The organism is Prescottella sp. GW823-FHT02E09, from assembly GCF_058797375.1.
In genome coordinates, this window is record NZ_JBXAJP010000003.1 from 589064 (window position 1) to 613728 (window position 24665).

Below are 24665 nucleotides of genomic sequence, written 5' to 3' on the forward strand. Positions count from 1 at the left end.
GACACCCCCGAAATGCCGAATGTCACATGCGTTCAGTCCAACTGAACGCATGTGACATTCGGTCACACGGGGAAGGTCAGGCCAGGATGTCCCGGCGGACGATGGTCTCGTCGCGGCCCGGTCCGACACCGATGCAGGACATGAACGCGCCGGACAGCTCCTCGAGCCGCAGCACGTAGTTCTGCGCCGCGACCGGCAACTCCTCGAAGGTGCGGGCGCCCGAGATGTCCTCGGACCAGCCCGGCATCTCCTCGTAGATCGGCTTCGCGTGATGGATGTCGGTCTGCGTCATCGGCATCTCGTCGACGCGCACACCGTCCACGTCGTACGCGACGCAGATCGGGATGGTCTCCAGGCTGGACAGCACGTCGAGCTTGGTGAGGAAGAAGTCGGTGATGCCGTTGACACGGGTCGCGTACCGGGCGATCACGGCGTCGAACCAGCCGGTGCGGCGGCCGCGACCGGTGGTGACACCGACCTCGCCGCCCTTGTCCGCCAGGTACTCACCGAACTCGTCGAACAGCTCGGTCGGGAACGGACCGGAGCCGACACGCGTGGTGTACGCCTTCAGGATGCCGAGCACCGTGGTGATCTTGGTGGGGCCGATGCCCGAGCCCACCGCGGCGCCGCCCGACGTCGGGTTCGACGACGTCACGTACGGGTACGTGCCGTGGTCCACGTCGAGCAGTGTGCCCTGCGAGCCCTCCAGAAGCACCGTCTCGCCTGCGTCGAGGGCCTGGTTGAGCTGCAGACGGGTGTCGGCGATGCGGTGCTTGAAGCCCGCGGCCTGCGTGAGGACCTCGTCGACCACCTGCTGCGGGTCGAGGGCCTTGCGGTTGTAGATCTTGACGAGCACCTGGTTCTTGAACTCCAGTGCCGCCTCGACCTTCTGGGTGAGGATCTTCTCGTCCAGGACGTCGGCCACGCGGACACCGACACGCGCGATCTTGTCCTGGTAGCAGGGGCCGATTCCGCGGCCCGTGGTGCCGATCTTCTTGGCGCCCAGGAAGCGTTCGGTGACCTTGTCGATGGCCACGTGGTACGGCATGATCAGGTGCGCATCGGCGCTGATCAGCAGGCCGCTGGTGTCGACGCCACGCTCCTCGAGCCCGGCGAGCTCCGCGAGCAGTACGCCCGGGTCCACCACCACACCGTTGCCGATCACGTTCGTGACGCCCGGCGTGAGGATGCCCGACGGGATCAGATGGAGCGCGAACTTCTCACCGTTGGGCAGGACCACGGTGTGTCCCGCGTTGTTGCCGCCCTGGTACCGCACGACCCACTGCAGGCTTCCGCCCAGTAGATCCGTAGCTTTGCCCTTACCTTCGTCGCCCCACTGGGCACCGATGAGGACGATTGCCGGCATTTCCCTGTCTCCTACGGTCGACGTGCAGACGTATCCGACTGCATGGTCCTGCCGTGGTGTAGGCAGTGGCCGGAGGCACAGTCTAGCCGAGACCGACCGTCATCCAGCCCACTAGCCCTCCGAACCCGCCCGAAACGGACAGCGAAGCGGCCCGGCCGTTTGCGACGCCCGCCCGCGTTCGGGTAGACATCGAAATGCCTTTGCGGGCGACGGATGCCTCCATCGCCACTGCCGTGGCGCGGCGACGAACGTGAGAAGGCGGGCGGTTCGTGGCTCCAGGCTCGAACTGCTCACCACACGCCCCATCCTCCGAATAGCCGGATCCGAACCGCAGCGTCGGGGCCAAGCAAGGAGTGTCATGACCCCGGTAGTGCTCAAGTGCGGCGACGGACCGCTACCACTGGCGCTGCGGTCGCTCGACGTGTTCACCGCGCCCGCGCTCCCCGCGAAGGGCGACTTCGACGAGGCGTTCGCCAAACTCGAGACGGTCGAGAAGCCTCGACTGGTCGTCGTCGGCGACGACGGGGCGTTCGCGGCCGCGCTCACTCGACTGATGCGTACCGAGCGGCTGGACATCGAGCTCGCCTACGTTCCGGAGGAGCGGACCGACGCCACCCACGCGTACGGGCTGAGGACCGGATCCAAGGCGGCGTCGATCGCCGTCTCGGGCGTTGCGCGACCGCTGCCGCTGATCCGCGACGACGCCGGCATCGCCCTCGTCGGTGAGGCCCGCATCTACGGATCCGAGCACGCCGGCGAGCTGACCGGGGAGGCGTACGTCGACGACACCCGCCTGTTCTCCGGCACCGTTCCCGGGATGCGCGTCGTCCCGATTCCCGAACTGCCCGGCCTGCGCGCCACCGTCGACAAGCGGCGCTGGTTCGGCGGCCACCGGTGGCTCACCGGTCGCGCCGTCCAACTCGGATCACCGGCGGCCGTCCTGACCCGCGACGGCGTCCGCACCCCGCGCGCGGTCAAACGTTCGACCTTCTACCGACACCACGAGGACTGGCTGCTCGTCTACGGCGCCTGAGACACAGCCGCCTGGATACTGGGGGCATGTATCCCGACGCACGCACCCGGTCCGCCGCCGTCCGTCCGAGCCCCGTGTTCCTCGGCATCGTGGCGGTGGCGGTGCTGGGCGGCGTCCTCGCGTGGCGGTCCACCGACTACGCGACCTCGGGCCGGATCGGCGTGTTCCTGCTGGTCGTGGCGGGCTGGGTGGTCACGCTGTGCCTGCACGAATTCGCCCATGCGTTCGTCGCGTGGCGAGCTGGCGACCACGACGTCGTCATGCGCGGGTACCTGACCCTCGATCCGCGCAAGTACACCCAGCCGCTGCTGTCGATCGGCCTGCCGGTGCTGTTCCTCGCGATCGGCGGCATCGGACTCCCCGGCGGCGCCGTCTACCTCAGGACCGGATCGATGCCGCCCCGCGTGCAGACGCGGATCTCCCTCGCCGGGCCCGCGGTGAACGCGGTGGCGGCAGTCGCGTTGCTCGTGGTGATCCGCCTGTTCGGGCTGGACGGGCACAACCAGATGTTCTGGAGCGGGCTGAGCTTCCTGGCGTTCCTGCAGGTGATGGCCACGGTGCTGAACCTGCTGCCGGTGCCCGGGCTCGACGGATACGGCGCCCTCGAGCCGCACCTGCGGCCGGGCACGCGCCGATCGCTCGACAAGATCAAACCGTACGGGCTGCTCCTGCTGATCGCGCTGCTGTTCGTGCCGCAGATCAATACCGCGTTCTTCGACGCCATCTACTGGCTGTTCGAACTGTCGGGCATCCCCGATTTCTACGCCGCCTTCGGCAGTTTCCTGATGCAGTTCTGGCGGAGCTGACCCGCCGCTGACCCGCCCACGTCATCGCACGTGACCGCGCCGACCCCGGTCGGTTCCTGACCGGGGTCGGCCGGTCACATGGCATGACCCAGACGCCCCCGTCCGAGCCGCAGCAGCAACAACGCGAGCGTGTGCCCCTCCGGCCCCAGGTCGTCGAAACGCGACAGAACACTCATTTCTCGGGTGTGCACGAGACGAGTACCGCCGCCGAGCATTCGCACCTCACCGATCAGACGGGAGATCTCGGTGCGCCGCTGGATCGCCGCGAGGATCTGTGCATCCAGACGGTCGATCTCGCCCCGGAGTTGCTCGATGTCGACGTCCGGCTGGCGGTCAGCCTCCCGATTCGCCGACATGTTCGTCACCTGTGCGCTGGTCATGCCAACAACGCTAGGTACGCGGTCCCGCGGGCACGTAGGTAGTTCACTACCCGATCTGGTCGGCGCCGGTGGTCAGCCGAGAACGGTGACCCACCCGTGGAGACCATCCGAGCGCAGGGCCGCGGTGTGCCGCTTCCGCAGCGCCTCGCAGATCGGGCCCGTCGCGCCGTCACCGACGGTGCGACCGTCCACCTCGGTCACCGGCGCCACCCCGGCCGAGGTGCCGGTGGCGAACACCTCGTCCGCGATGTACAGCTCGGTGAGATCGACCGTGCGTTCCACGACGGGGATACCGTCCTCGGCAGCGAGCGTGAGCAGCGTGCGCCGGTTGATGCCGTCGAGGATGTCGCACGAGACGTCGGGGGTGATCAGGGTCCCGCCGCGGACCAGGAAGATGTTCGCGGCGCTGAGCTCACACACGTGCCCGGCGCCGTCGAGGAAGATCGCGTCGTCGTAGCCGGCGTCGATCGCGTCCTGCTTGGCCAGCACCGAGTTCACGTACGCGCCGTTGACCTTGGCACGCGAGGGGATCGCGAAGTCCGGGATGCGCCGCCACGTGCTGGTCTTCAGCCGCATGCCGTCCTGCGGGACGATCGGCACCGCGTCGTACACGAACATCGACACGACGGTCCGGCACCCGCGCACCCGGGTGCCGGGGATCGACTCGTCGACGTGCACCGTGGCACGCACGAAGACGTCCGCGGTGGGCGCGTTGGCATCGACGAGTTCGGTTGCGGCCGAGACGAAACGGTCGAAACTCCACTCGTCGGCGAACCGGTCGATGCCGATGATCCTGCAGGACTCGACGAGACGTCGGTAGTGGTCGGCCAGCCGGAACGCCGTACGGACCCCACCGTCGGCATGCACCGGGAATACGGTGTAGACACTCAGGCCGTACAGGACGGCGGACGTGGCGACTCCCAGAGTGGCCTCGGAGGCGGGAACGAGTCGGTCGCCGTAGTACACGTGCGGATGCGGGACAGCCATGGCCGGGAATGCTATCGACGCCGCGCCCCGACGGAAAGCGAATTCACGCCCACCCGGCCGCCGCGGCATCCCACCATGCCCGTATCCCGCCCGGCACACTGTGCGCATGCTCCATCTGCGGATCCTCACGCCCAGCGATCTCACGGACGAGACCGTCCGCATCCTGGAGGACGAACCGGCCGTCAGCGGGCTCGCCGTGCTCCGCGGCGCCGCGGTGCGCCCGGTCGGCGACCTCGTCTACGCCGACATCGCCCGCGAGGTCGCCAACGACGTGGTCGAGAAGCTCCGCGCCACCGGTCTGCACCACCGCGGCAGCATCGAGATCGAACCGGTCCACACCTGGCTGTCCCGCAGCGGACTCGACGCCGAACTCGACAGCCCGGGCAGCAGTGCCGACACGGTCGTGTGGGCCGAGGTCGCCCAGCGGTCCTACGAGGACGTCGAACTGAACTGGACCTACCTGAGCTTCATGACTCTCGCGACCCTGCTGGCGGGAATCGCGATCATCACCGACTCGCAGATCCTCGTCATCGGCGCGATGGTCCTGGGCCCCGAGTTCGGGGCGATCGCGGCGCTCGGTGTCGCTCTGGTCAAGCGCCGGTTCGTGCTGCTCGCGACCGCCGTGCGCACCCTCCTGATCGGATTCGCGGTCGCGATCACGGTGACCGCGCTGGCCGCCCTGGGCGGACGGCTGCTCGGCTGGGTGACGATCGACGACGTCACCGGACCCCGACCGGACACCGCGTTCATCTACTCGCCCGACAAGTGGTCGTTCATCGTCGCTGTCATCGCGGCGGCCGCGGGGGTGCTGTCGCTCACCTCGTCGAAGCTCGGCGGGCTGTCGGGTGTGTTCATCTCGGTGACAACGGTTCCCGCGGCCGGCAACGTCGGGCTCGGACTCGCCTTCGGTGCCGGGCACGAGGTCTGGGGCAGCATCCAGCAGCTCGCGCTGAACCTGTCCGGGATGGCGCTGGCCGGGTGGGCGACGCTGGCGATCCAGCAGGCCGTGTGGTCGCGGGTGTCGGTGCGCCGCGCCCGCGCCCTGGACCGACGGCGGCGCATGCTGTGACCGTCGGCAGACGGATCACCGATTGCGGCGCGCCACCTCCTCGGCGACCGCCCGCAGCCCCGCGCGCAGCGATGCCGGCCCGAGCACCTCGACACCGGTACCGAGCCCGGTGAGCTGATCGAGCGCGACCTCCTCCGCCTCGAGCATCAGATCGACCGTCACCCAGCCCTGCTCGTCCGCCTCGGACGGTTCGACACGCGCCGCCCCCTCCCCCACGACGTCCGGCAGCCGCCGCCACGCGTACGGCGACAGCCGCACCCGGCACGGGTACCGCAGCAACGCCCGGTCGAACTCCGCCGTCGACGCCGCCCACCACGCGGCCAGGTCGAAGTCGTCCGGGCGCGCGGCCGGTGTGTCCAGCACCTGCGCGCCGTCGATCCTCGAGACCCGGTACGACAGCGTCCGATCCCGGTGCCGCGCCACGAGATACCAGACACCCGCCTTCGCGACCAGGCCGAGCGGGTCGAGGGTGCGAGTGGCCGCTCCACCCCGACGCCGGTACCGAATGCGGAGCCGTCGCCCCTCGAACACCGCGGACGCCACCGCCGGCAAGTGCTCCCCCGACGGTGTCGACTCGAACCAGCCCGGCGCGTCCACGTGCAGGCGCTCGCGCCACAGCAGGGCACCGGCCCGGAGCGGAAGCGGCAGCGCCCCCAGCAGTTTCGACTCGGCGCGGGCCGCGACATCGGCGAGCCCGAGATCCTGCGCGACGTCCGGGATGCCGAGCAGCATGAGTGCCGACGTCTCCGCCCCCGTCATGCCGCTGAGCTTGGACTGCCAGCCGTCGAGCAGACGGATCCCACCCCCGGGCCCGCTCTCGGTCCACACCGGAACCCCGGCGGCCTGCAGTGCAGCGATGTCCCGATACACCGTCCGGACCGAGACGTCGAGTTGCTGGGCCAGCCGGGCGGCAGTGCTGCCGGGGCCACCCTGCAAGCGCAGCATCAGATTGAGCAATCGGGAGGAGCGCACCCGGAAAGTCTACGAATAATCGCTGACACAAGATGTCAGTGATCGGCGCGCACACTGACCGCATGACAACCTGGCAGGAGTTCTCCGAGCAGGCCCCGGCGCTGGCCGAGGCAGTCCGTGCGCGACTGACCGCGCACAAGCACCACGTGATCGCGACGCTGCGCGCCGACGGCTCGCCGCGCGTGAGCGGCACCGAGGTCGAGATCTTCCGGGGGCTGCTCGTGCTCGGGTCGATGCCCGGCGCCCGCAAGGCCCGGGACCTGCAACGGGATCCGCGGTACTCGTTGCACTCGAATCCGGGCCATCACACGATGGAGGGCGGCGATGCCAAGATCTCCGGCCGCGCCCGCGAGCTCACCGGCGCTGAGAAGCAGTCCGTCCTCGACTCCTACCCCGAGAACCCCGGCGACGAGGCGCACATCTTCGAACTCGGCGTCGACGAGGTGGTGCTGACCACGGTCTCGGAGGACCGCCTGCACGTCGACCTCTGGCGGCCCGGCGTCGCCGTCACCAGGGTCAGCCGGTGAACGCGCCGGATCTGACCGGGAAGGTCGCCCTCGTCGCCGGTGCGACACGCGGCGCCGGTCGGGCGATCGCGGTCGAGTTGGCCCGCGCCGGAGCCACCGTCTACGCGACCGGCCGCAGCAGTCGGGTGGCCGGGCGGTCGGAGATCGACCGGCCCGAAACCATCGAGGAGACGGGCGAACTCATCGCGGCCGCCGGCGGCGACGGGGTGGCGCTGCGCGTCGACCACCTCGAACGGGATCAGGTGCGCGCCCTGACCGAGCGCATCGACGCCGAGCACGGCCGTCTCGACATCCTGGTCAACGACATCTTCGGCGGCGACCGCTACGCCCAGTTCGGGACCACGGTGTGGGAACACGACCTCGACGGCGGGCTGCGGATGCTGCGGATGGGGATCGACACCCACGCGATCACCAGCCACTTCGCGCTGCCCCTGCTGATCCGCCGACCGGGCGGGCTGGTCGTCGAGATGACCGACGGCACCGCCGACTACAACGTCGCCTACCGGCACCAGGTCGGCTTCTACTACGACCTCGTCAAGGCGGCGGTGCAGCGGATGACCACCGCGCAGGCGTACGAACTGGCCCCGCACGGCTGTGCTGCCGTCGCGGTGACCCCGGGGTGGCTGCGGTCGGAGACGATGCTGGAAGCCTTCGGCGTCACGGAGGACAACTGGCGCGACGCCCTCGATCACGTCCCACACTTCGCGATCTCGGAGTCCCCGACGTTCGTAGGCCGAGCGGTGGCTGCGTTGGCCGCGGCGCCGGACGCGGGCGGGTACAGCGGCCGGGTGGTCTCGAGCGGCGAGTTGGCGCAGCGGTACGGCTTCACCGACGTGGACGGGTCCCGGCCCGACTGCTGGCGGTACATCGTCGAGGTGCAGGACCGTGACCTGCCCGCGAACACCGACGGCTATCGCTGACGCGTCACCAGGTGAGGTCCTCCTGGCAGCGGGAGCCCTCGACACCGGATTCCACCTGAACGGTGGCGTGACTGAGGCCGTGCGTGTCCAGCACGGTCTTGGCCGCTGCCAGCACCCGCTGCGAGTCCGAATCGGTGGTCAGGTGCACGGTCGCCACGTCCATCCCGGTGGTGAGCGTCCACACGTGCAGATCGTGGACGTCCGAGACCCCGGGCACCGCACGTAGATCCGCGCGGACGGCGTCGACGTCGACGTTGGCGGGCGACGCCTGCGTGAGGATCCGCAGCGCCGATCCGGCGAGCTTGAGCGCACGCGGCACCACCCACAGGGAGATCAGCACACCGACGACGATGTCCGCGTAGGTCCAGTCGAACAACACCAGTGCAGCGCCGGCGATCAGGACACCGACACTGCCGACCGCGTCGGCGAGCACCTCGAGATACGCGCCGCGGACGGCGATGGAGTCCTTCGCGTCGCCGCGCAGCATCAGCATCACGACGATGTTGGCGGCCAGGCCGGCGGCGGCGGTGACCATCAGGGGCACGCCGGGGATGTCGGGGACGTCACCGATCCGGCCGATGGCCTCGTACATCACGAACGCGGCCACGCCCAGCAGCAGTACGGCGTTGGCCATCGCGGTGAGAACCTCGGCGCGATGCCAGCCGAACGTGCGGGCCGCAGCCTTGGATCCCTGCTTCGCGAGCAGCAGCGCCACGAGCCCCATCGACATGCCGACGACGTCGGTGAGCATGTGCCCGGCGTCGGCGAGCAGCGCCAGGGATCCGATCGCGAGGCCGACGACCACCTCGAGGATCAGGAACACGATCAGAATCCCGAGCGCGATCACCATCTTGCGGATCCGCGTATGCGACGGACCGGCGGCGCCGACGCCCGAAGTGTTGCCGTGGCTGTGCCCGTGACCGGCTCCCATGATCACCCTCCTCGTAAGTCCGGCCCATCATATGCATACATTCGCATATATGAAAAGAAGTCAGAGTTCGGGCTTGTAGGCGGGGTTGGGAACCGTCGGCGGCAGCGTCGCGATCGCCGAGATCCGCTCGAGTCCCGCAACCTGCAGAAGATCCACGATGAGCGACCGGATCTGCGCGAACACCACGGTCGCGGAGATGCCGGCCTTCTCGACGAGCTCGGGCTTCATTCCCGACGCGACGGTCCGCAGCACCCGGGCCGCCTCCGCCTGATCCGGCTGCTCCCCCGGTTCGGCGAGAATCATCCGGCGCAGCACATCGAGGGCGTGCGAGAGCTTCTCGATCTCGTCGACGAGACGTGGGTCGAGGATCTCGTCATCACGCACGAGCGAGAGCGACCGGCGCGACAGCACGCGGATGTTGCGCATCGCGTTGTCGATCGGATCGGCCGTCGCCGTGAGCCGGGCCAGGCGGGCGCGGCTGCCCCAGTACAGCGGGGAGATCCGGCTGATCTCCTTACCACCGGACAGATTGCTGCGCAGCGAATCGATTGCCGACTGCGTAGCCCGCGCGTCGCGCAGGGCCTTCTCGATCGGCTTGGGATCGTTCTCGATGAGCCCGTCGGCGACCAGCTGCAGCACCTCGGCCGCGGTCGCGAGGATCCCGGCGGCGTCCCGGCGGGCCCGGCGCACCGGATGTGTGGGCACGATCGCGACCACCGCGATACCCACCAGACCACCGACCAGGGCGTCGACCATCCGGTCGACTCCGGCGGCGTCGCCCGGCGGCAGCAACGTCGCGACCAGCACGGCAGACGTGCCGGCCTGCATCGAGAAGATGGGCCCGCTGCCGATCAGCACCGCCGTCGACATCGCCAATGCCACGACGAGCGTGATCTGCCACGCACCGGTGCCGATCAGCGAGATCAACAGGTCGCCGACACCGATGCCGACCGTCACACCGCAGACCAGTTCCACCGATCGGCGCAGGCGCGCGCCGAGCGACAGGCCCAGCGAGACGACCGCCGCGATCGGCGCGAAGAACGGCCGGGTGTGTCCGACGACCTCGGTGGCGAACCACCACGCGAGGCCGGCCGCCAGAGCACATTGCAGCACCGGCAGCGCCGACGCGCGCAGGCGACGGACCGACGCCTGCGCGCGCTCCCGGCCCGCTGCCGGGCGCGGAACGAAGCGGCTAGCCGAGACCAAGTGCTTCGGCGGCCCGGGGATCGCAGTCCTCGAGCAGGTCCAGGCAGCGTGCGTACTCGTCGTTCTCACCGATTGCCTGGGCGGCCTTCGCCAGCACGGCGACACAGCGCAGGAAGCCGCGGTTCGGCTCGTGACTGAACGGGACCGGACCGAAGCCCTTCCACCCGTTGCGGCGCAGCTGGTCGAGGCCACGGTGGTAGCCGGTGCGTGCGTACGCGTACGCGGTGATGGTCTGCCCCTGCTCGAGGGCCGCCTCCGCCAGGTACGCCCACGCGATCGAAGCAGTGGGATGCGCCGCGGCGACCTTCGCCGGGTCCTCGTGGTTGAGCAGGTCCGACTCCGCGTCCTCGTCACCGGGGAGCAGAGTGGGCTGCGGGCCGAGAAGATCACCGAAAGACGTCATGGCGTCCAGGTTACGTCCACCGTGCCCGCCCCGATACTCGGGCCGATAGGCTGCCCACCAGTCGATCCCACTCCCGGACCGAGAGGCGTCCCGTGCCCGACCCGAACGACAACCAGTCTCGTGCCACACCGGCCGGTCCCGGTCCGCAGCGCATCGACCCGGTCGCCCCGGCCGCGCAGCCCGGTGGGCGGCGCGGCGGCAGACGCGGCTGGATCATCGCCTCGACCGTCGCGGTCGTCGGCGTGCTCGCCGCGCTCGGCGTCACCGGCTTCGTCATCGCCCGCGGCGGCGCCCACGGAGCCGACGAGACCAAGGTGCGCGACGCCGTCGACACGTTCGTCGACGCGCTGGCGTCCGGAGACCTGTCGACCCTGCAGTCGTCGACGTGCGGCACGCTCGCCGACTTCTACCGCGGCATCCCGCCCACCGAGTTCGCCGACGTGCACCGCAACTCCGTCGCGCAGGGCAACGTCCCCGTCGTCACCGGCATCGACACGGTCCAGATCACCGGCGATGCCGCCATCGTCCAGGTCACCGCGCACACGCAAGCCAATCCGACCGACGCCTCCCCGCGCACGTTCGACCTCGAACGCGTCGACGGCGAGTGGAAGGTCTGCGACCCCGACTGAGGGCGCTCACGAGGAGAGACGTCCCCCGAAACGCGTTTTGCGCACTTGTCGCGGTTCCCGGCACGGGTTGACCAGCGACAAGTGCGCAAAACGTGGAGACGGACGAGGGGCCGAACCCCTCAGCGACCCCCGACTAGCCGGCGGAGACGGAACGTCCCGCGGACTTGAGGTCGTTGCAGGCCTCGATGACACGAGCGGTCATGCCGGCCTCGGCCTTCTTGAGGTAGCTGCGCGGGTCGTAGACCTTCTTGTTGCCGACCTCGCCGTCGATCTTCAGGACACCGTCGTAGTTCGAGAACATGTGGCCGGCGATGGGACGCGAGAACGCGTACTGGGTGTCGGTGTCGACGTTCATCTTCACGACGCCGTAGCGCAGCGAGTCCTCGATCTCCGACTTCAGCGAGCCCGAGCCGCCGTGGAAGACGAAGTCGAACGGCTTGGAGCCGTCCGCGAGGCCCAGCTTCGCGACAGCCGCAGCCTGGCCCTCGGCCAGCACCTCCGGCTTGAGGACGACATTGCCCGGCTTGTAGACACCGTGCACGTTGCCGAACGTCGCGGCCAGCAGGTACTTGCCGTTCTCGCCGACACCGAGCGCGTCGACGGTCTTCTCGAAGTCCTCGCGCGACGTGTACAGCTTGTCGTTGATCTCGGCCTCGACGCCGTCCTCTTCACCGCCGACGACGCCGATCTCGACCTCGAGGATGATGTTCGCGGCCTTCGACAGCTTCAGCAGTTCCTGGGCGATCTCCAGGTTCTCGTCGATGTGGATGGCCGAGCCGTCCCACATGTGCGACTGGAACAGCGGGTTCCGACCGCTGTTGACGCGCTCCTGCGAGATCGCGAGCAGCGGACGGACGAAGGTGTCCAGCTTGTCCTTGGGGCAGTGATCGGTGTGCAGCGCGATCGTCACGTCGTACTTGGCTGCGATGACGTGCGCGAACTCGGCGAGCGCGACCGCACCGGTCACCATGTCCTTGACGCCCAGGCCCGAACCGAACTCCGCGCCGCCGGTCGAGAACTGGATGATGCCGTCGCTGCCGGCGTCCGCGAAGCCCTTGATGGCCGCGTTGATGGTCTCGGACGAGGTGCAGTTGATGGCGGGGAAGGCGAAGGAGTGCTCCTTGGCCCGTCCGAGCATCTCGGCGTAGACCTCGGGAGTTGCGATAGGCACGGCGGCTGTCCTCCATGTGACGGTTCGGGGGCGCTGCCGACTGTGACGGCGCGCCGGTGGTCTATGCAGTATGGCAACCCGGGCGGGTGAATGCCTCCCCTGGTGTCGGCTCGCCCGGTGCGGTCGGCTCAGCGAGCTCTCAGTGGCCGCCGGTAGTCTGGTGCCCGTGAATGTGCTGGCAGCCTCGGAGTCCGTGACCACGAATCTGGCATTGCTGCCGGGATTCCTCGATCCAGTGAACCTGCTGAACTCGTTCGGCACGTGGATGCTGATCGGACTCCTGCTGGTCGTCTTCATCGAGTCGGGTCTGCTGTTCCCGCTGCTGCCGGGCGATTCCCTGCTGTTCACCGCGGGTCTGATCGCGGCCTCGAAGTCGGCGGAGGTGGAACCGTTCGCGCCGCTGTGGGTGCTCATGGTGACCATCCCGATCGCCGCGGTCCTCGGCGACCAGGTGGGCTACGTCATCGGCACCAAGGGCGGCTCGGCCCTGTTCAAGTCCGACGACGCGAAGATCTTCAAGAAGAGCTACATCGACGAGGCCCACGCCTTCTTCGAGAAGCACGGCCCGGCCACCATCTTCCTGGCCCGCTTCGTGCCGATCGTGCGCACCTATGCACCGCTGGTCGCGGGCGCGTCGAAGATGAAGTACTCGACGTTCATCACCTACAACGTCATCGGCGGCATCGTATGGGGCGCCGGCGTGACGCTGCTCGGCTTCTGGCTCGGACAGATCCAGTTCATCGCCGACAACATCGACTACATCTTCATCGGCATCGTCCTCGTGTCGGTCATCCCGATCATCGTCGAGGTCGGCAAGCGGTTCCTCGCCTCGCGTAAGTCCGGCTCCGCCGCGGCGCCCGCCGAGACCGAGTCGGTCAGCGCTCCCCACGACCCGACCGCCTGACGATGATCACCGCGGCCGGAACGTTCGGGCCGCTCGAGTCCGCCGGTCCGGCACTGGTGTGGATCGTCGTACTCACCTTCGTCTTCCTCGAGTGCGCTCTTCTCATCGGACTGTTCCTGCCCGGTGACTCCATGCTGGTCACCGCCGGCATCGTGCTGGCCACGCACGGGTCCGGCGCCCAGCACACGTGGGCGCTGTCCGTCGGCGCGATGGGCGCCGCGATCGCCGGTAACCAGGTGGGCTACGCGATCGGCAAGCGCAGCGGCCATCATCTCGTCGCCCGGCGCAACGGCAAGTACGTCAACGCGAAGAACCTGCACAAGGTCAACGTCCTGCTCGACCGGCACGGGTTCTGGGCGGTGCTGGTGGCGCGGTGGATCCCGTGGGTCCGCACACTGTGCCCGATGGTCGCCGGGGCGGCGAACATGGACCACCGCCGCTACACCGTCGCCAGCAGCATCGGCGCGATCCTCTGGGCACCGGTGCTGCTGCTCGTCGGCTTCTACTTCGGGTCCGTGCTCGAGCGGGTGCCGTGGCTGATGCCGGCCGTGCTCGGCACCATGGTGAGCCTGCTGGTGATCGGGACCGCCCTGGGTGTGTGGGGGTACCGGCGCGAGATGGCCAAGCCCGCCGAAGACGTCGTCGTCGACGAGGTGCACGACTGACGGCCGTCACCGCCGTTTCGGATACCCCGCCGCCGACACCAGGTAGGCCGACTCCATCAGCAGCCATCCGCTGAGCTGCACGGACAGGTCCCGTTCCGCGATGTCGGACGAATGCACCGATCCGCTCGACACGGTCGCGATTCCCGCCCCGAGGCCCGGCAGCAGCGCGGGCCGGCTCCAGTCCTTCCCGAACAGGGGCAGTTCCTCCACCTGCAGCCGGTTCTCCCACGCGGCCTCGGCCGAACCGAGCACGAGCTGCGCTGCGATCCGCCGCGCCCGCACGTCCTCCGGGGCGTCCCCCGGCAGCATCAGCGCGACGAGCGCCAGGTAGCGGGCGAGCAACCCGTTGAACAGTCCACCGTCCCCGCCGCCGCCACCACGGATGACGCCGCCCTTGGTGAGGCGCTCGTCGATCGCGTCGACCAATCGGTGCACCCGCAGCCGGTGCCGGGGCGCACCCATCCGGACCGCGAGCTCGGTCTCGAGGCTGAGCACCGTCCCCTGGCAGTACGAGTAGATGTTGCGCTCGATCTCGCCGTCGCTCCGGATCCCGTCGAAGATCAGGCCCGTCTCCGGATCCCTGAGCGTGTCGTCGATCCAATCGGCCATCGCCTGCGCCCGCCACAACCGCCCGCTGCGGGCGAGCATCAACCCGGCCGGGCCGTTCGCCGGAGTGTTGAAGAAATCCGAGTGCTTACGCCACGGGATGCCGCCGCCCTGATCGGGCGACCAGGCGTCGAACAGTTGCGATTCGAGCGTCGCGAGAGCCTTGCGGTTGTCGATCAGCTGCATCCGCTGGGCTCGCTCGAGCGCGATCCCCAGCCACGCCATGTCGTCGTAGTAGCTGTTGGTCCAGCCGGAGATGTTCCGGATCCGATGGCCGCGAATGAGTCTCGTCAACCGACGCCGACGGCGCGCGGTGGGATTGCGTTCGGCGGCGTCGACGGTGCAGTTGATGACGTGCGCCTGCCACCAGTAGTGCCAGTTCACGAACACCCGTTCCCGCCGCACCGCGGGCCACGCGACAACCGCGAGCGCAGTACCCGGCATCCCCCAGACGCGTCGAATGTGCCGAGTGATCACCGCGTTCTCGGCGGCGTCCGCACGAGCGGACCATTCGCGCTGCATGTTTACCGATCTTGCCTCGGCACGGACACTTCCGCTACCAGGCGCGGCCGAGATTCGCGTGCTGACGTATCCAGGTGTGCATCGCGATACCCGCGGCTACGCCGGCGTTGATGCTGCGGGTGGACCCGAACTGCGCAATCGACACCGTCATCGACGCCACGTCGTGCCCCTGCTCGGTGACGCCGGGGCCCTCCTGCCCGAACAGCAGCAGGCAGTCGCGCGGCAGCTCCACCGTCTCGATCGGGACCGACCCGGGAGTGTTGTCCACCGCGACGACCGTCAGCCCGTGCTCCCGTGCGAACGCGGCGAGGTCGTCGAGGTCGGCATGGTGCACCAGATGCTGGTAGCGGTCGGTGACCATGGCGCCGCGCCGGTTCCAGCGTCGTCGACCGACGATGTGCACGGCGGCCGCGGCGAACGCGTTCGCGGTCCGCACGACGGTGCCGATGTTGGCGTCGTGCCCGAAGTTCTCGATCGCGACATGCAGCGGGTGCCGGCGGCCGTCGATGTCGGCGACGATGGCCTCCCGCGTCCAGTAGCGGTAGGCATCGACGACGTTGCGCCGGTCCCCCTCGGCGAGCAGCTGCGGGTCGTACCGCGGATCGTCGGGCAGCGGCGCCCCATGCTCCTCGAGCCACGGGCCGACGCCGTACGGATGCTCACCCCATTCGGTGGGGCCGGGGGCGTCGGCCTCCTCGGTGGCGCCGGTCGGATTCGTATCGTCAGTGCTCAAAACGTCTCGTTCGAATCGGGGGCGACGGTGAATCCGTGGCCGGTCTCGTCATTGGCGCATGTCACCGATGTCGCCGTGGTCGTGCACGTGTAGCCGAGCTGGGCGAGTTCGACGCCCGGTGCCAGCACCGGATCGGCTCCGGTCCCGGACGTGTAGACCCGTCCACCCGAACACATGAACCCACCCCGTCCCGCGTTCTCGACGCGGATCCCGTTGCCCCAGCTGACGACGCAGTCGTCGGGCCTGGGCGGGATCGGGCTCGTCGACCCCTCGCAGCCCGCCTCGGTGCGACTCGGCAACCGCACGATGCCGCAGTTGAAAGTGCCGTCGGGTGAGGTGAAGTAGTACGACTCGTTGCGCTGGAACTGCACGTCGGTGAGCGTCGTGGTGGCCGCCGCCGAGGTCGTGGTGGTCTCGGTCGTCGTGGTGACCGGTGCGGTCGTCGTCGTGGTGGGCGCCGGGATCGTCGTCGTGGTCGGCGCCACGACGGTACCCGTCGGCACTGCCTCCGCCGGGGTGTCCGGCGATCCGCCGCACCCACTCAGCGTCAGTGCCGCGGCCACCGCGGCACAGGCCCTCACACCCAGCGGCGTTACCCGACGCACAGCAGCGACTCCTGACGAATTCCCGACCGATCGACCGACATCGAACTCTAGTCGCCGGCCGACCGATCTCAGCTGCGGGTGAGCAGCCTGTTCGTCATCCGGGTGAGCCACTGCGGGGAGAACTGCGCGGCCGCCGACATCACCTGCGCCTGCCGGCCGACGGGATAGTGCACCTTGGGCAGCGCTCGACGACGGCTCCGCGTGGCGTCGAAGATCGCGTCGGCGACCTCCTCCGCGTTGAGTCGGATGCCGAGCGAGCGGGTGCTGGCGATGGACATCCCGCGCACCATCCCCGTCCCGACGAACAACGGCCACATGTCGATCACCCGGATGTCGTGGGCACGCCATTCCAGATCGAGCGCCTCGGTGAGTCCTCGCACCGCGAACTTGGTGGCACTGTAGGTCGCCAGCTCGGGCTGACCGTAGATGGCCGACGCCGAACACAGGTTCACCACCTGGGCGCCCGGCGTCTCCTTCAGGTACTCGAACGCGGCGAGCGTCCCGTTCACGGTGCCGCCGACGTTGATGTCGATCATCCGGCGGTGTGCGTCGGCGGGGATGTCCTGGAACCGCCCCGACGTCAGCACTCCGGCGTTGTTGACGAGGATGTCGAGCCGTCTGTCGTCGGACGTGAACTCGGCCAGTCGATTCTTCCACTCGTCCGGAGCGGTGACGTCGAGGACGCCGACCCGTGCCCGTCCACCGCGGTCGACGATCTCCGTTCGGAGAGACTCGAGGCCGTCCTCGTCGATGTCGTAGGCACCGACGACGTAGCCGGAGTCGGCGAATTTCAGGGCCGTCGCTCGGCCGATCCCCGCGGCCGCCCCGGTGATGAACACGGTGCGTGGTGATGTGGGAGGCATGCCGACAGGCTAGGCGCTGGATGGATAGGCTGGAGGCGATCGGAGAGAGTTGCGTTCGCGCGGCCGGCTTCCGGTGCCGGCGCTCGGACGACGGAGACCATGAACCACCCACGCATCGTTCGCACCGTCTGTTTCATCAGCGTCAGCTACGTCATCGTCCTGTCGATCTGGCTGGGCTGGCTGATCGATCACACCGCGCCCGGGACCATCCCGTACCAGGTCGGCGGGCTGCTCGCGGCATACGGCTCGGCGCTGGGGCTGGGCATGATGTGGGCCGACCGCCCCACCCGATCCGAGCGCAGACTCGCCCGGCACGGGCTCGAGGGCTGGGCGAAGATCCAGCACGCCCAGCCCATCCGGCGCACCGTCGACAACGGCGAGCTCACCGAGCTCGATCTGGCGCTGACGGTGCCCGGATCGGACTCGTACACGGGCAAGGTCCTTTACGAGGTGCTCCCGGAGAACCGGGCGCGGTTCGTCGAGGGCGAGACCATCTCGATCCGCGTCGACCCCCGGAACCGCGACCGGATCATGATCTGCCCCTAGCGGATTCGCGCCTTCGCGCGCCGGCCGAGCTCGATCATCCCCTCGACGAGCAACAACTGCGCCGCCGCATACGACGCGAGGATGGCGCCCTCCGCGGCGGCCCGCGGCTTCTCGCCGCGCAGGAACAGCTTGCGCACCACGATCAGGCCGTCGGAGCCGGTGAACAGCAGCCCGCCGAGCCCGAGCCAGCTGCGGCGGTCCCGACCGTTCGGCACCGGAAGCCCCGCAACGTCGGAGGCACCGGGCGCGAGAGCCGGATCGGCGGCGAGTGTCGCGGTGGTGCCGAGCAGGAATCCGTAGCCGGTGAGCGTCTTCGCCACGGTCGGCGCCTTGGCGTGCAGCAGCCCCGACGCCCCCGCCCACGCCCCGAGCCGCGGGAGCGCGGCCGCGCGGCGCGGCCTGGCGCCCCGACGGACCAGCAGCGAGGAGTAACCGGTCTGCATCACACCGAACGACGTCGCACCGCGGCGCAGCCGGGCGTCGACATCCGGGTCGATCATGAACACGTCGCCGACGGTGGCCGCGGCGAGCCCGGCTACGAGCAGGGCGGTGTCGGCGGTGTCCAGGTCGCCGCGGCGACGCAGCACCCGCGTCGCGAGGGCCGGAGCCATCAGCGGCTTGGCGACCTGCTGGACCCGCTCGCGTCCGGTGACCGCACCGTAGACGGTCGCCGCCGTCGCACCGACGAACACCGCGTGTTCGAGTCCCCACTTCTTGCCGCTCGCGAATGCCATGCCCACTCCTCATGTCCGGATTTCGACTCGACCGTACCGCCGCATCCCCGTCCCGAGTGAGGAACCGGGGTTTACATAGATAGTTAGCTTATGTAATCTTTTTGAGTGAGTTCGCCCGATCCCCAACTTCGTGACCTGCTCGTCGATCTCGTCAGCAACGCACACCGCTTCACCCGCCTCGCGTCGGCCCTCGCGACCGACGACCACTCCCGGTCGTGGATGCGGGCGCTGTCGCTGCTCGAGGAGCAGGGTGCCGTTCGGATCAGCACGTTCGCGCGCCTGGACCGCTGCTCCCAACCGTCCGCGACCGCACTGCTCAAACGGCTCGGCGAGGAGGGACTGGTCTCGCGGGAAGCCGACCCCGACGACTGCCGCGCCGTCCTGGTCGGTATCACCGACCAGGGCCGGGACTGGCTCGCCACTGCGCGGCGCGACATGGCCGACGTGTTGACACCGCACTTTGCGCACCTCGCTCCCGAGCAACTCGCTCGGCTCTCCGAGGGCCTCGGCGAACTCCGGGCGATCATCCGGACCGCCGCCACCGACTACTGACACATCCTGAGGAGGGTCATGTGAGCACCGCGACCGCCACCGGAACCGAGAAGCCCGGCATCCTGCAACAACCGAAAGCGGTGTGGGCCGTGGCCTTCGCCAGCGTCATCGCCTTCATGGGCATCGGCCTCGTCGATCCCATTCTCAAGCCCATCGCCGAACAGCTCGACGCGACCCCGTCGCAGGTGTCGCTGCTGTTCACCAGCTACATGCTGGTCACGGGCGTCGCGATGCTGTTCACCGGCGTGATCTCCAGCCGGATCGGCGCCAAGAAGACCCTGCTGTGGGGCCTGGCGATCATCGTGGTGTTCGCGGCCGCCGCCGGCGCCTCGGACACCATCGACCAGATCGTCGGCTTCCGTGCCGGCTGGGGCCTGGGTAATGCGCTGTTCATCGCGACCGCACTGGCGGCGATCGTCGGCGCCGCGAGCGGCGGAGTCGCCCGGTCGATCATCCTGTACGAGGCCGCGCTCGGCATCGGCATCGCCGTCGGTCCGCTCGTGGGCGGCGTGCTGGGCAACATCAGCTGGCGCGCACCGTTCTTCGGCGTCGCGACGCTCATGGCCGTCGCGTTCATCCTCATCATGGTGATGCTGCCGAAGGCACCCGCGCCGCAGCATCGCACATCGCTCGCGGCACCGTTCCTCGCGCTGCGCCACCGGGGCCTGCTCACCGTCGCGATCACCGCACTGCTCTACAACTACGGATTCTTCACACTGCTCGCGTACACCCCGTTCCCGCTGGACATGGGCGCCTACTCGATCGGCTTCATCTTCTTCGGCTGGGGCGTGATGCTGGCGATCGCGTCGGTCTTCCTGGCCCCACGCCTGCAGCGCCGCTTCGGCACACTGCCGATGATGATGGCCTCGCTGGCCCTGTTCGCGGTCGACCTCGCGGCGATGGGCCTGTTCACCGACTCCAAGCCGGCGCTGATCGTGTGCGTCGTCCTCGCCGGACTGTTCCTGGGCGTCAACAACACCCTGATCACCGAGACCGTCATGATCTCCGCGCCCGTCGAACGTTCGACCGCCTCGGCCGCGTACAGCTTCGTCCGCTTCGTCGGCGGCGCCGCTGCCCCGTACGTCGCCGGCAAGCTAGGCGAGCACAACGTCCACGCTCCGTTCTGGCTGGGCGCCCTGCTCACCGTCGCTGCGATCGCCGTCCTCGCCACCGGACGAAAGGTGTTGGCGCACGTCGACGATCACGATCCGGAGCCGCACAGCATCGAGGAGGCCACGGCCGTCACCGTCGGCGACGCGGACTGAGGTCCTGACCGGGGAGTGCTCAGGTGGCCGGGGTGTGCACCAGATCGATGTACTCCTGCGGGAGCTCGTCGAACGACAGCTTGGTGACACGCGACGGCCCGGAGTGGTACGAGTCCTCGCCCTGGATCAGGCCGTGCTCGTCCACCGGCCACAGGATCAGCTGCCGGAACACGACGAGGTAGTCGGCCCCCTCGTCGTCGACCGGGATCCCGATCTGCGCCGCATACGACCCCGGGTAGATCTGCTTCAGGAAGCCCTCCGTGACCAGACAGTGGTCGTCGACGACGAGGCGGTCGAGCTCGTACTCGAGGATGTTGGTGCGGGTCGCGAGGAAGTCGATGTAGTACGTCCTCACGCCGTCGGTTCCCTTGGGTCCGACGTCCTTGCCGCCGTTCCAGAAGTGGTAGTCGGGAGCAGGATTCAGCGTGGCCATCAGCCGATCCAGGTCGGGAGCGGCCTCGGCTCTCATGTGCTCGATCACCGCGCCGAGGACGACGCGGTGTCGGGCGTCGGTGGTGACGGCGAGACGCTGCTCGAGCAGCTCCCAGGTGCGAGTGGGGTCCATGACAGCCATGTGTGCGAATTCCTTTCCGATGAAACGAACTTCGCCACGATCGTGACCCATCGGATGGGTGTGGGTCACCCGACGGATGTCGCCCGATCCGGCGGCCGGACCCGACAGATGTCGGGCTCAGAACCTCGATCCGAAGATCTCCGCTGCCGCAAGTTCGGTCGACGACAACGCCATCCGGCGAATCATCAGCACCAGTGTCGCCATGAACCGGTCCATCGAATCCTCCAGGTCCCAGCCCATCTCGGCCTCGAGATGCGCCAGGCGGGACGCGACGGTGCTGTGGTGGACGTGCAGTTCGGCCGCGGTCCGCCGGAGCGAGCCGAACACGCAGAACGCCTCGAGGGTGGCCACCTCCTGGGCGCCGGTAGCCGAGGCCGCGATCGCATTGATCCGCGCGACGTCCCGATCGTGAAGCAGGCGTTCGAGGGGCAATTCGACGAGTAGCTCGAGCGAGCTCAGTCGTCCGTACGCGACCGCGCGTCGCCCGTACCCGGTGGACGACGCGAACCGCAGCGCACGCAGCGCCTGCTTCCACGACGTCGGTGCCGCGTACACGCTCGTCGGCTCCCCGATCCCCACCCACGGACCGCGATCGGCACCCGACGTCGGGTGCGCGACGACGATCGCGGCGTGCAGCCCGTCCGCGAGGGTCCGGCTGTCGGCGTTGTCCTGCAGGAGCACGGCGGTCAGGTTACCGACATCGACGGAGCGGACCAGTCGGCCCGCACAGGTCCGTGAGATCAGTTCGACCGCAGCGGCACTCGCCGCCGCCGACACCGCCAGCACGCGGAGGTCCCGCGCCGGGTCCAGCCCGAGCAGCCCCACCGCACGCACCCGGTCCTCGCGGCGTTCCTTGTCCGACAGCACCACCTCGAGCAGCGCGGGATCACCCATCCGCAGGCCGTCCGTCGAGCCCGACCGGACGGCCGCGACGCGCAGGGTGTGGCGGAGTCGATCCAGGAGAACCGAATCGAGTGGACGCTCGGCACCGCCGCGTTCCAGCCACACCACGGGGTCCCGTGGCACCCGCTCCGCCGGACGCGCTACGTCGAGCAGGTCGCCGAGCGCGTCGTATCCGATCACGGTGCCGGACGCCCAGCACGCGCCGACCGGGCATTCCGCGAGCATGGCCGCCGCCCGCACGACGGTGTCGGCGTTGGCGGCAGATTCCCCGAGCTCGTCGAAGTAGGCGATGATCCGCAGCACCGAGACCGAATCCGATCCCAGCTCGGACATTCGCAGCTGCGCGTGGCTCACGGTGAACTCCGTTCGTCGTCGTGCCCCGAGCATGACGCGACGGTGCCGCCCGAAGGATCCGCTCGTCCCGATCCGCGGGAACCCACCCCGAGGTCAGTGCAGTCGGCGAGCCGGGGACGACGCGGCGACAGTCGCGAAGGCCGGCTCGGGCAGCTCACGCTCCCGCGCACGGCTCAGGATCGTCTCGACGGCGTCGTCCACCCCACCGGCCGGCATCAGTGCGATCGCCGATCCACCGAACCCGCCGCCGGTCATCCGCGCACCCAGCGCCCCGGCGATCATGGCGCCCTCGACGACGTTGTCGAGTTCCGGGCAGGAGACCTCGAAGTCCCGGGCCAGCGACATGTGCGACGCGCAGAGCAGGCGCCCGAACTCGGCGAAGTCCCCGGACTCCAACGCCCGCACGGCGAGCCGGACACGGGCGATCTCGCTGATGACGTGCCACGCCCGACGGCGCAGCACGTCGTCCTTCAGCCCCCGCACGACGTCCATGCCGTCACGACCGCGATCGGCAAGGTCACGCAACGGGACTCCGAGCCGTCGCGCCGCCCGCTCCACCGCGGCGCGACGTTTCGCGTACTGCCCGTCGACCAGCCGGTGCGGGGCGCGGGTGTCGATCACCAACAGCGACAGCTCCTCCGGGGCGAACGGCACGTGCGACACCGCGCCGGACGCCGAATCCAGCAACAGGGCATGACCTTCCGCCGATCGCAGCGACGCCGCCTGGTCCATACCGCCCGTCGGCGCCAGCGCGACGTCGTTCTCGGCGCGCACGCACACCGCGGCCAGGTCCGAGCGGTCCGCGGCGGGTGCCAGCGCGAGCGCCAGCGAGCATTCCAGTGCCGCCGAGCTCGACAGTCCCGCCCCGATCGGCACCGTCGACACGAACGCCGCGTCCACTCCGCCGAAATCGTCTGCGATCAGACCGCTCTCGTGCAGTGCCCACACCACGCCGGCCGGATACGACGCCCAGCCCTGCGGGCGGCCGGGTCCGATGTCGTCGAGTCGACCGTCCCACGCGGCACCGTCGGTGGAGCGCAGCCGGATCAGCCCGTCGGTTCGCGGCGACACCGCAGCAACCGTGCTGTGCGGCAGCGCGATCGGCAGGCACAGTCCGCCCGCGTAGTCGACGTGTTCGCCGATCAGGTTCACCCGCCCCGGGGCAGCCCAGGCGCCGGCCGGATCCGCTCCGAACTCGGCCCGGAAGAACGCGTCCGCCGCAGCGGCCAGAGTTTCGTCGGTCCCCGCGCGGAACCGTGCGGCGGTCACGGCGCGACCTCACGGAACCGTGCCGCGATCCGTTCGGGGGTGGTGTCGCTGATCCACGCGCCCATCCCCGACTCGGAGCCGGCGAGGAACTTCATCCGGTGCGGCGAGCGCATCAGCGAGAAGACCTGCAGGTACAGCCTTCCCAGCTCGCGGCCCTCACCGACCGGCGCCTGGTGCCACCCGGCGATGTACGGCAGCCGGTCGACACCGTCGAAGAACCGGTCGAGACGGCCGAGCAGGTCGAGATACAGATGCGAGAGTTCGTCGAGTTCGGCGTCGTCGAGTTCGGTGAGGTCCGCGACATCCCGATGCGGCGCCACGTGCAACTCCACCGGCCAGCGCGCGGCGGCCGGCACATACGCCGTCCAGTGCTCTCCCTCGACCACCACCCGGGCGCCGGCGCGACGCTCCGCGTCCAGGACGTCGCGCAGGAGCGAACGCCCGGTGCGGGTCCGGTGCTGCTCGGCCTGCCGGACCAGCGCGACGGTGCGCGGCGGCAGCGCCGGATAGGCGTAGATCTGGCCGTGCGGGTGCGCCAACGTCACCCCGATCTCCTCGCCCCGGTTCTCGAAGCAGTACACCTGCGCGACACCCGGCAGCGCCGACAGTTCCCGGGTCCGGTCGCGGAGGGCGTCCAGCACGGTGCGCACCCGGGAGTGCGGCAACTGGGCGAAGCTGCGGTCGTGGTCGCTCGTGAAGCACACCACCTCGCACCGCCCGTCGGCGGGCCGCTGTGTCCAGAGCGCCTCTCCGTCAACGCGATCGGAGTCGAGTACGGCTCCGGGCGACAGGGACGGGAAGCGGTTCTCGAACACCGCGACGTCGTAGCCGTCGTCGGGGATCTCGGTTGCCGGATGTCCGGACCGGCTGGGGCACAACGGACATTCGTCCGTCGACGGCAGGAAGGTTCGGTCCATCCGGTGCGCCGCGAACGTCACCCACTCCCCCGACAGCACGTCGTAGCGCATCGTCGACAGCGCAGTCACCGGCGCCAGGCCGCGACCGTCGTGCAATTCACGGGTCGCGTCCCCGCCGACGTACGGCTCGGTGTCGTCGAAGTAGATCAGTTCGCGCCCGTCGGACAGGGTCGTCCGCGTCTTCCGGATCGGCATCGGAACACGATATGCGACGCGTCGGATCATGAGCGGAAGGGACCGTTCATGCGCTGCG

The 24665-nt window shown here is 69.2% G+C and carries 28 protein-coding genes; 11 read left to right on the plus strand and 17 right to left on the minus strand.

Features of this window, described 5'->3' with window-relative positions:
* Positions 1-76: 76 nt before the first annotated feature.
* A complete protein-coding gene (locus AC1RIF_RS10525) occupies positions 77-1366 on the minus strand; it encodes an adenylosuccinate synthase (protein ID WP_492601293.1) in 1290 nt (429 codons plus the stop codon).
* Positions 1367-1724: 358 nt separating this feature from the next.
* Here AC1RIF_RS10525 and AC1RIF_RS10530 point away from each other — a divergent pair, with 358 nt between their 5' ends.
* On the plus strand, positions 1725-2399 hold the full coding sequence (locus tag AC1RIF_RS10530) for a hypothetical protein (protein ID WP_492601294.1): 675 nt from the start codon (positions 1725-1727) through the stop codon (positions 2397-2399).
* A 26-nt stretch (positions 2400-2425) separates the two neighbouring features.
* Positions 2426-3205, plus strand: coding sequence for a site-2 protease family protein (locus AC1RIF_RS10535; protein WP_492601295.1), 780 nt, complete (start codon positions 2426-2428; stop codon positions 3203-3205).
* Between the two features lie 74 nt (positions 3206-3279).
* Here the strand turns inward: AC1RIF_RS10535 and AC1RIF_RS10540 are convergent, their stop codons facing one another.
* Positions 3280-3585 (minus strand): chorismate mutase, encoded by a 306-nt coding sequence (locus AC1RIF_RS10540; protein ID WP_492601296.1) that lies wholly within the window; start codon positions 3583-3585, stop codon positions 3280-3282.
* 72 nt (positions 3586-3657) lie between these two features.
* Entirely contained in the window at positions 3658-4572 is a 915-nt protein-coding gene (locus tag AC1RIF_RS10545; RefSeq protein WP_492601297.1) for an aminotransferase class IV, read from the minus strand.
* A gap of 106 nt (positions 4573-4678) precedes the next feature.
* Between AC1RIF_RS10545 and AC1RIF_RS10550 the strand changes: the two genes are divergently transcribed.
* Positions 4679-5641, plus strand: a complete 963-nt coding sequence (locus AC1RIF_RS10550) for a DUF389 domain-containing protein (protein ID WP_492601298.1) — start codon at positions 4679-4681, stop codon at positions 5639-5641.
* Positions 5642-5656: 15 nt separating this feature from the next.
* Here AC1RIF_RS10550 and AC1RIF_RS10555 read toward each other — a convergent pair whose 3' ends face one another.
* Positions 5657-6613, minus strand: a complete 957-nt coding sequence (locus tag AC1RIF_RS10555) for a helix-turn-helix transcriptional regulator (RefSeq protein WP_492601299.1) — start codon at positions 6611-6613, stop codon at positions 5657-5659.
* Between the two features lie 62 nt (positions 6614-6675).
* Between AC1RIF_RS10555 and AC1RIF_RS10560 the strand changes: the two genes are divergently transcribed.
* Together AC1RIF_RS10560 and AC1RIF_RS10565 are read left to right on the plus strand one after the other, a co-directional pair.
* Positions 6676-7140: a pyridoxamine 5'-phosphate oxidase family protein gene (locus AC1RIF_RS10560; RefSeq protein ID WP_492601300.1), complete on the plus strand. Its 465-nt coding sequence runs from the start codon at positions 6676-6678 to the stop codon at positions 7138-7140.
* A complete protein-coding gene (locus AC1RIF_RS10565; protein ID WP_492601301.1) occupies positions 7137-8060 on the plus strand; it encodes an SDR family oxidoreductase in 924 nt (307 codons plus the stop codon). Before AC1RIF_RS10560 ends, AC1RIF_RS10565 begins: the two co-directional genes overlap by 4 nt.
* 4 nt (positions 8061-8064) lie before the next feature.
* On the opposite strand, the gene AC1RIF_RS10570 is transcribed toward AC1RIF_RS10565, so the two are convergent.
* The 3 genes from AC1RIF_RS10570 to AC1RIF_RS10580 are packed head-to-tail and all read right to left on the minus strand — an operon-like array spanning position 8065 to position 10600.
* Positions 8065-8991, minus strand: a complete 927-nt coding sequence (locus AC1RIF_RS10570) for a cation diffusion facilitator family transporter (RefSeq protein WP_492601302.1) — start codon at positions 8989-8991, stop codon at positions 8065-8067.
* Positions 8992-9051: 60 nt separating this feature from the next.
* Positions 9052-10197, minus strand: a complete 1146-nt coding sequence (locus AC1RIF_RS10575) for an FUSC family protein (protein ID WP_492601303.1) — start codon at positions 10195-10197, stop codon at positions 9052-9054.
* Positions 10184-10600 (minus strand): DUF3151 domain-containing protein, encoded by a 417-nt coding sequence (locus tag AC1RIF_RS10580; RefSeq protein WP_114721620.1) that lies wholly within the window; start codon positions 10598-10600, stop codon positions 10184-10186. Before AC1RIF_RS10580 ends, AC1RIF_RS10575 begins: the two co-directional genes overlap by 14 nt.
* 92 nt (positions 10601-10692) lie before the next feature.
* On the opposite strand from AC1RIF_RS10580, the gene AC1RIF_RS10585 reads away from it, so the two are divergent.
* A complete protein-coding gene (locus tag AC1RIF_RS10585) occupies positions 10693-11229 on the plus strand; it encodes an Rv0361 family membrane protein (protein ID WP_492601304.1) in 537 nt (178 codons plus the stop codon).
* A gap of 133 nt (positions 11230-11362) precedes the next feature.
* Here AC1RIF_RS10585 and fbaA read toward each other — a convergent pair whose 3' ends face one another.
* Positions 11363-12400 carry a class II fructose-bisphosphate aldolase gene (fbaA, locus tag AC1RIF_RS10590; RefSeq protein WP_492601305.1) on the minus strand — a complete coding sequence of 346 codons (1038 nt, stop codon included), beginning with the start codon at positions 12398-12400 and terminating at the stop codon, positions 11363-11365.
* A 166-nt stretch (positions 12401-12566) separates the two neighbouring features.
* On the opposite strand from fbaA, the gene AC1RIF_RS10595 reads away from it, so the two are divergent.
* The gene (locus tag AC1RIF_RS10595) at positions 12567-13304 is read left to right on the plus strand and encodes a VTT domain-containing protein (RefSeq protein WP_492601306.1); all 738 of its coding nucleotides are present in this window, start codon (positions 12567-12569) and stop codon (positions 13302-13304) included.
* A 2-nt stretch (positions 13305-13306) separates the two neighbouring features.
* A complete protein-coding gene (locus tag AC1RIF_RS10600; protein ID WP_492601307.1) occupies positions 13307-13969 on the plus strand; it encodes a DedA family protein in 663 nt (220 codons plus the stop codon).
* A gap of 6 nt (positions 13970-13975) precedes the next feature.
* Here AC1RIF_RS10600 and AC1RIF_RS10605 read toward each other — a convergent pair whose 3' ends face one another.
* The 4 genes from AC1RIF_RS10605 to AC1RIF_RS10620 all read right to left on the minus strand — a co-directional run bounded on the left by AC1RIF_RS10605 (position 13976) and on the right by AC1RIF_RS10620 (position 17298).
* Positions 13976-15097: a glycoside hydrolase family 76 protein gene (locus AC1RIF_RS10605; protein WP_492601308.1), complete on the minus strand. Its 1122-nt coding sequence runs from the start codon at positions 15095-15097 to the stop codon at positions 13976-13978.
* Between the two features lie 34 nt (positions 15098-15131).
* Positions 15132-15830 carry a TrmH family RNA methyltransferase gene (locus tag AC1RIF_RS10610; RefSeq protein WP_492601309.1) on the minus strand — a complete coding sequence of 233 codons (699 nt, stop codon included), beginning with the start codon at positions 15828-15830 and terminating at the stop codon, positions 15132-15134.
* Positions 15827-16435 carry a DUF6636 domain-containing protein gene (locus AC1RIF_RS10615; protein ID WP_492601310.1) on the minus strand — a complete coding sequence of 203 codons (609 nt, stop codon included), beginning with the start codon at positions 16433-16435 and terminating at the stop codon, positions 15827-15829. The genes AC1RIF_RS10610 and AC1RIF_RS10615 overlap by 4 nt, the downstream gene beginning before the upstream one ends.
* 68 nt (positions 16436-16503) lie before the next feature.
* Positions 16504-17298 carry an SDR family oxidoreductase gene (locus AC1RIF_RS10620; RefSeq protein ID WP_492601311.1) on the minus strand — a complete coding sequence of 265 codons (795 nt, stop codon included), beginning with the start codon at positions 17296-17298 and terminating at the stop codon, positions 16504-16506.
* Positions 17299-17397: 99 nt separating this feature from the next.
* On the opposite strand from AC1RIF_RS10620, the gene AC1RIF_RS10625 reads away from it, so the two are divergent.
* Positions 17398-17844: a hypothetical protein gene (locus AC1RIF_RS10625; protein WP_492601312.1), complete on the plus strand. Its 447-nt coding sequence runs from the start codon at positions 17398-17400 to the stop codon at positions 17842-17844.
* On the opposite strand, the gene AC1RIF_RS10630 is transcribed toward AC1RIF_RS10625, so the two are convergent.
* Complete coding sequence (locus AC1RIF_RS10630; protein ID WP_492601313.1) at positions 17841-18578, minus strand: lysoplasmalogenase family protein; 738 nt, start codon at positions 18576-18578, stop codon at positions 17841-17843. The genes AC1RIF_RS10625 and AC1RIF_RS10630 overlap by 4 nt on opposite strands.
* A 105-nt stretch (positions 18579-18683) precedes the next feature.
* Here AC1RIF_RS10630 and AC1RIF_RS10635 point away from each other — a divergent pair, with 105 nt between their 5' ends.
* Both AC1RIF_RS10635 and AC1RIF_RS10640 read left to right on the plus strand, forming a co-directional pair.
* A complete protein-coding gene (locus AC1RIF_RS10635) occupies positions 18684-19130 on the plus strand; it encodes a MarR family winged helix-turn-helix transcriptional regulator (protein ID WP_492601314.1) in 447 nt (148 codons plus the stop codon).
* Positions 19131-19150: 20 nt separating this feature from the next.
* The gene (locus AC1RIF_RS10640) at positions 19151-20395 is read left to right on the plus strand and encodes an MFS transporter (RefSeq protein WP_492601315.1); all 1245 of its coding nucleotides are present in this window, start codon (positions 19151-19153) and stop codon (positions 20393-20395) included.
* A 19-nt stretch (positions 20396-20414) separates the two neighbouring features.
* Here AC1RIF_RS10640 and AC1RIF_RS10645 read toward each other — a convergent pair whose 3' ends face one another.
* From AC1RIF_RS10645 to galT, 4 genes are all read right to left on the minus strand, one after another.
* On the minus strand, positions 20415-20969 hold the full coding sequence (locus AC1RIF_RS10645) for a nuclear transport factor 2 family protein (protein ID WP_492601316.1): 555 nt from the start codon (positions 20967-20969) through the stop codon (positions 20415-20417).
* A 117-nt stretch (positions 20970-21086) separates the two neighbouring features.
* Entirely contained in the window at positions 21087-22205 is a 1119-nt protein-coding gene (locus tag AC1RIF_RS10650; RefSeq protein WP_492601358.1) for a helix-turn-helix domain-containing protein, read from the minus strand.
* Between the two features lie 114 nt (positions 22206-22319).
* Positions 22320-23495 (minus strand): galactokinase, encoded by a 1176-nt coding sequence (gene galK, locus AC1RIF_RS10655; RefSeq protein WP_492601317.1) that lies wholly within the window; start codon positions 23493-23495, stop codon positions 22320-22322.
* Complete coding sequence (gene galT, locus AC1RIF_RS10660) at positions 23492-24607, minus strand: galactose-1-phosphate uridylyltransferase (RefSeq protein ID WP_492601318.1); 1116 nt, start codon at positions 24605-24607, stop codon at positions 23492-23494. The genes galK and galT overlap by 4 nt, the downstream gene beginning before the upstream one ends.
* Positions 24608-24665: the final 58 nt, after the last annotated feature.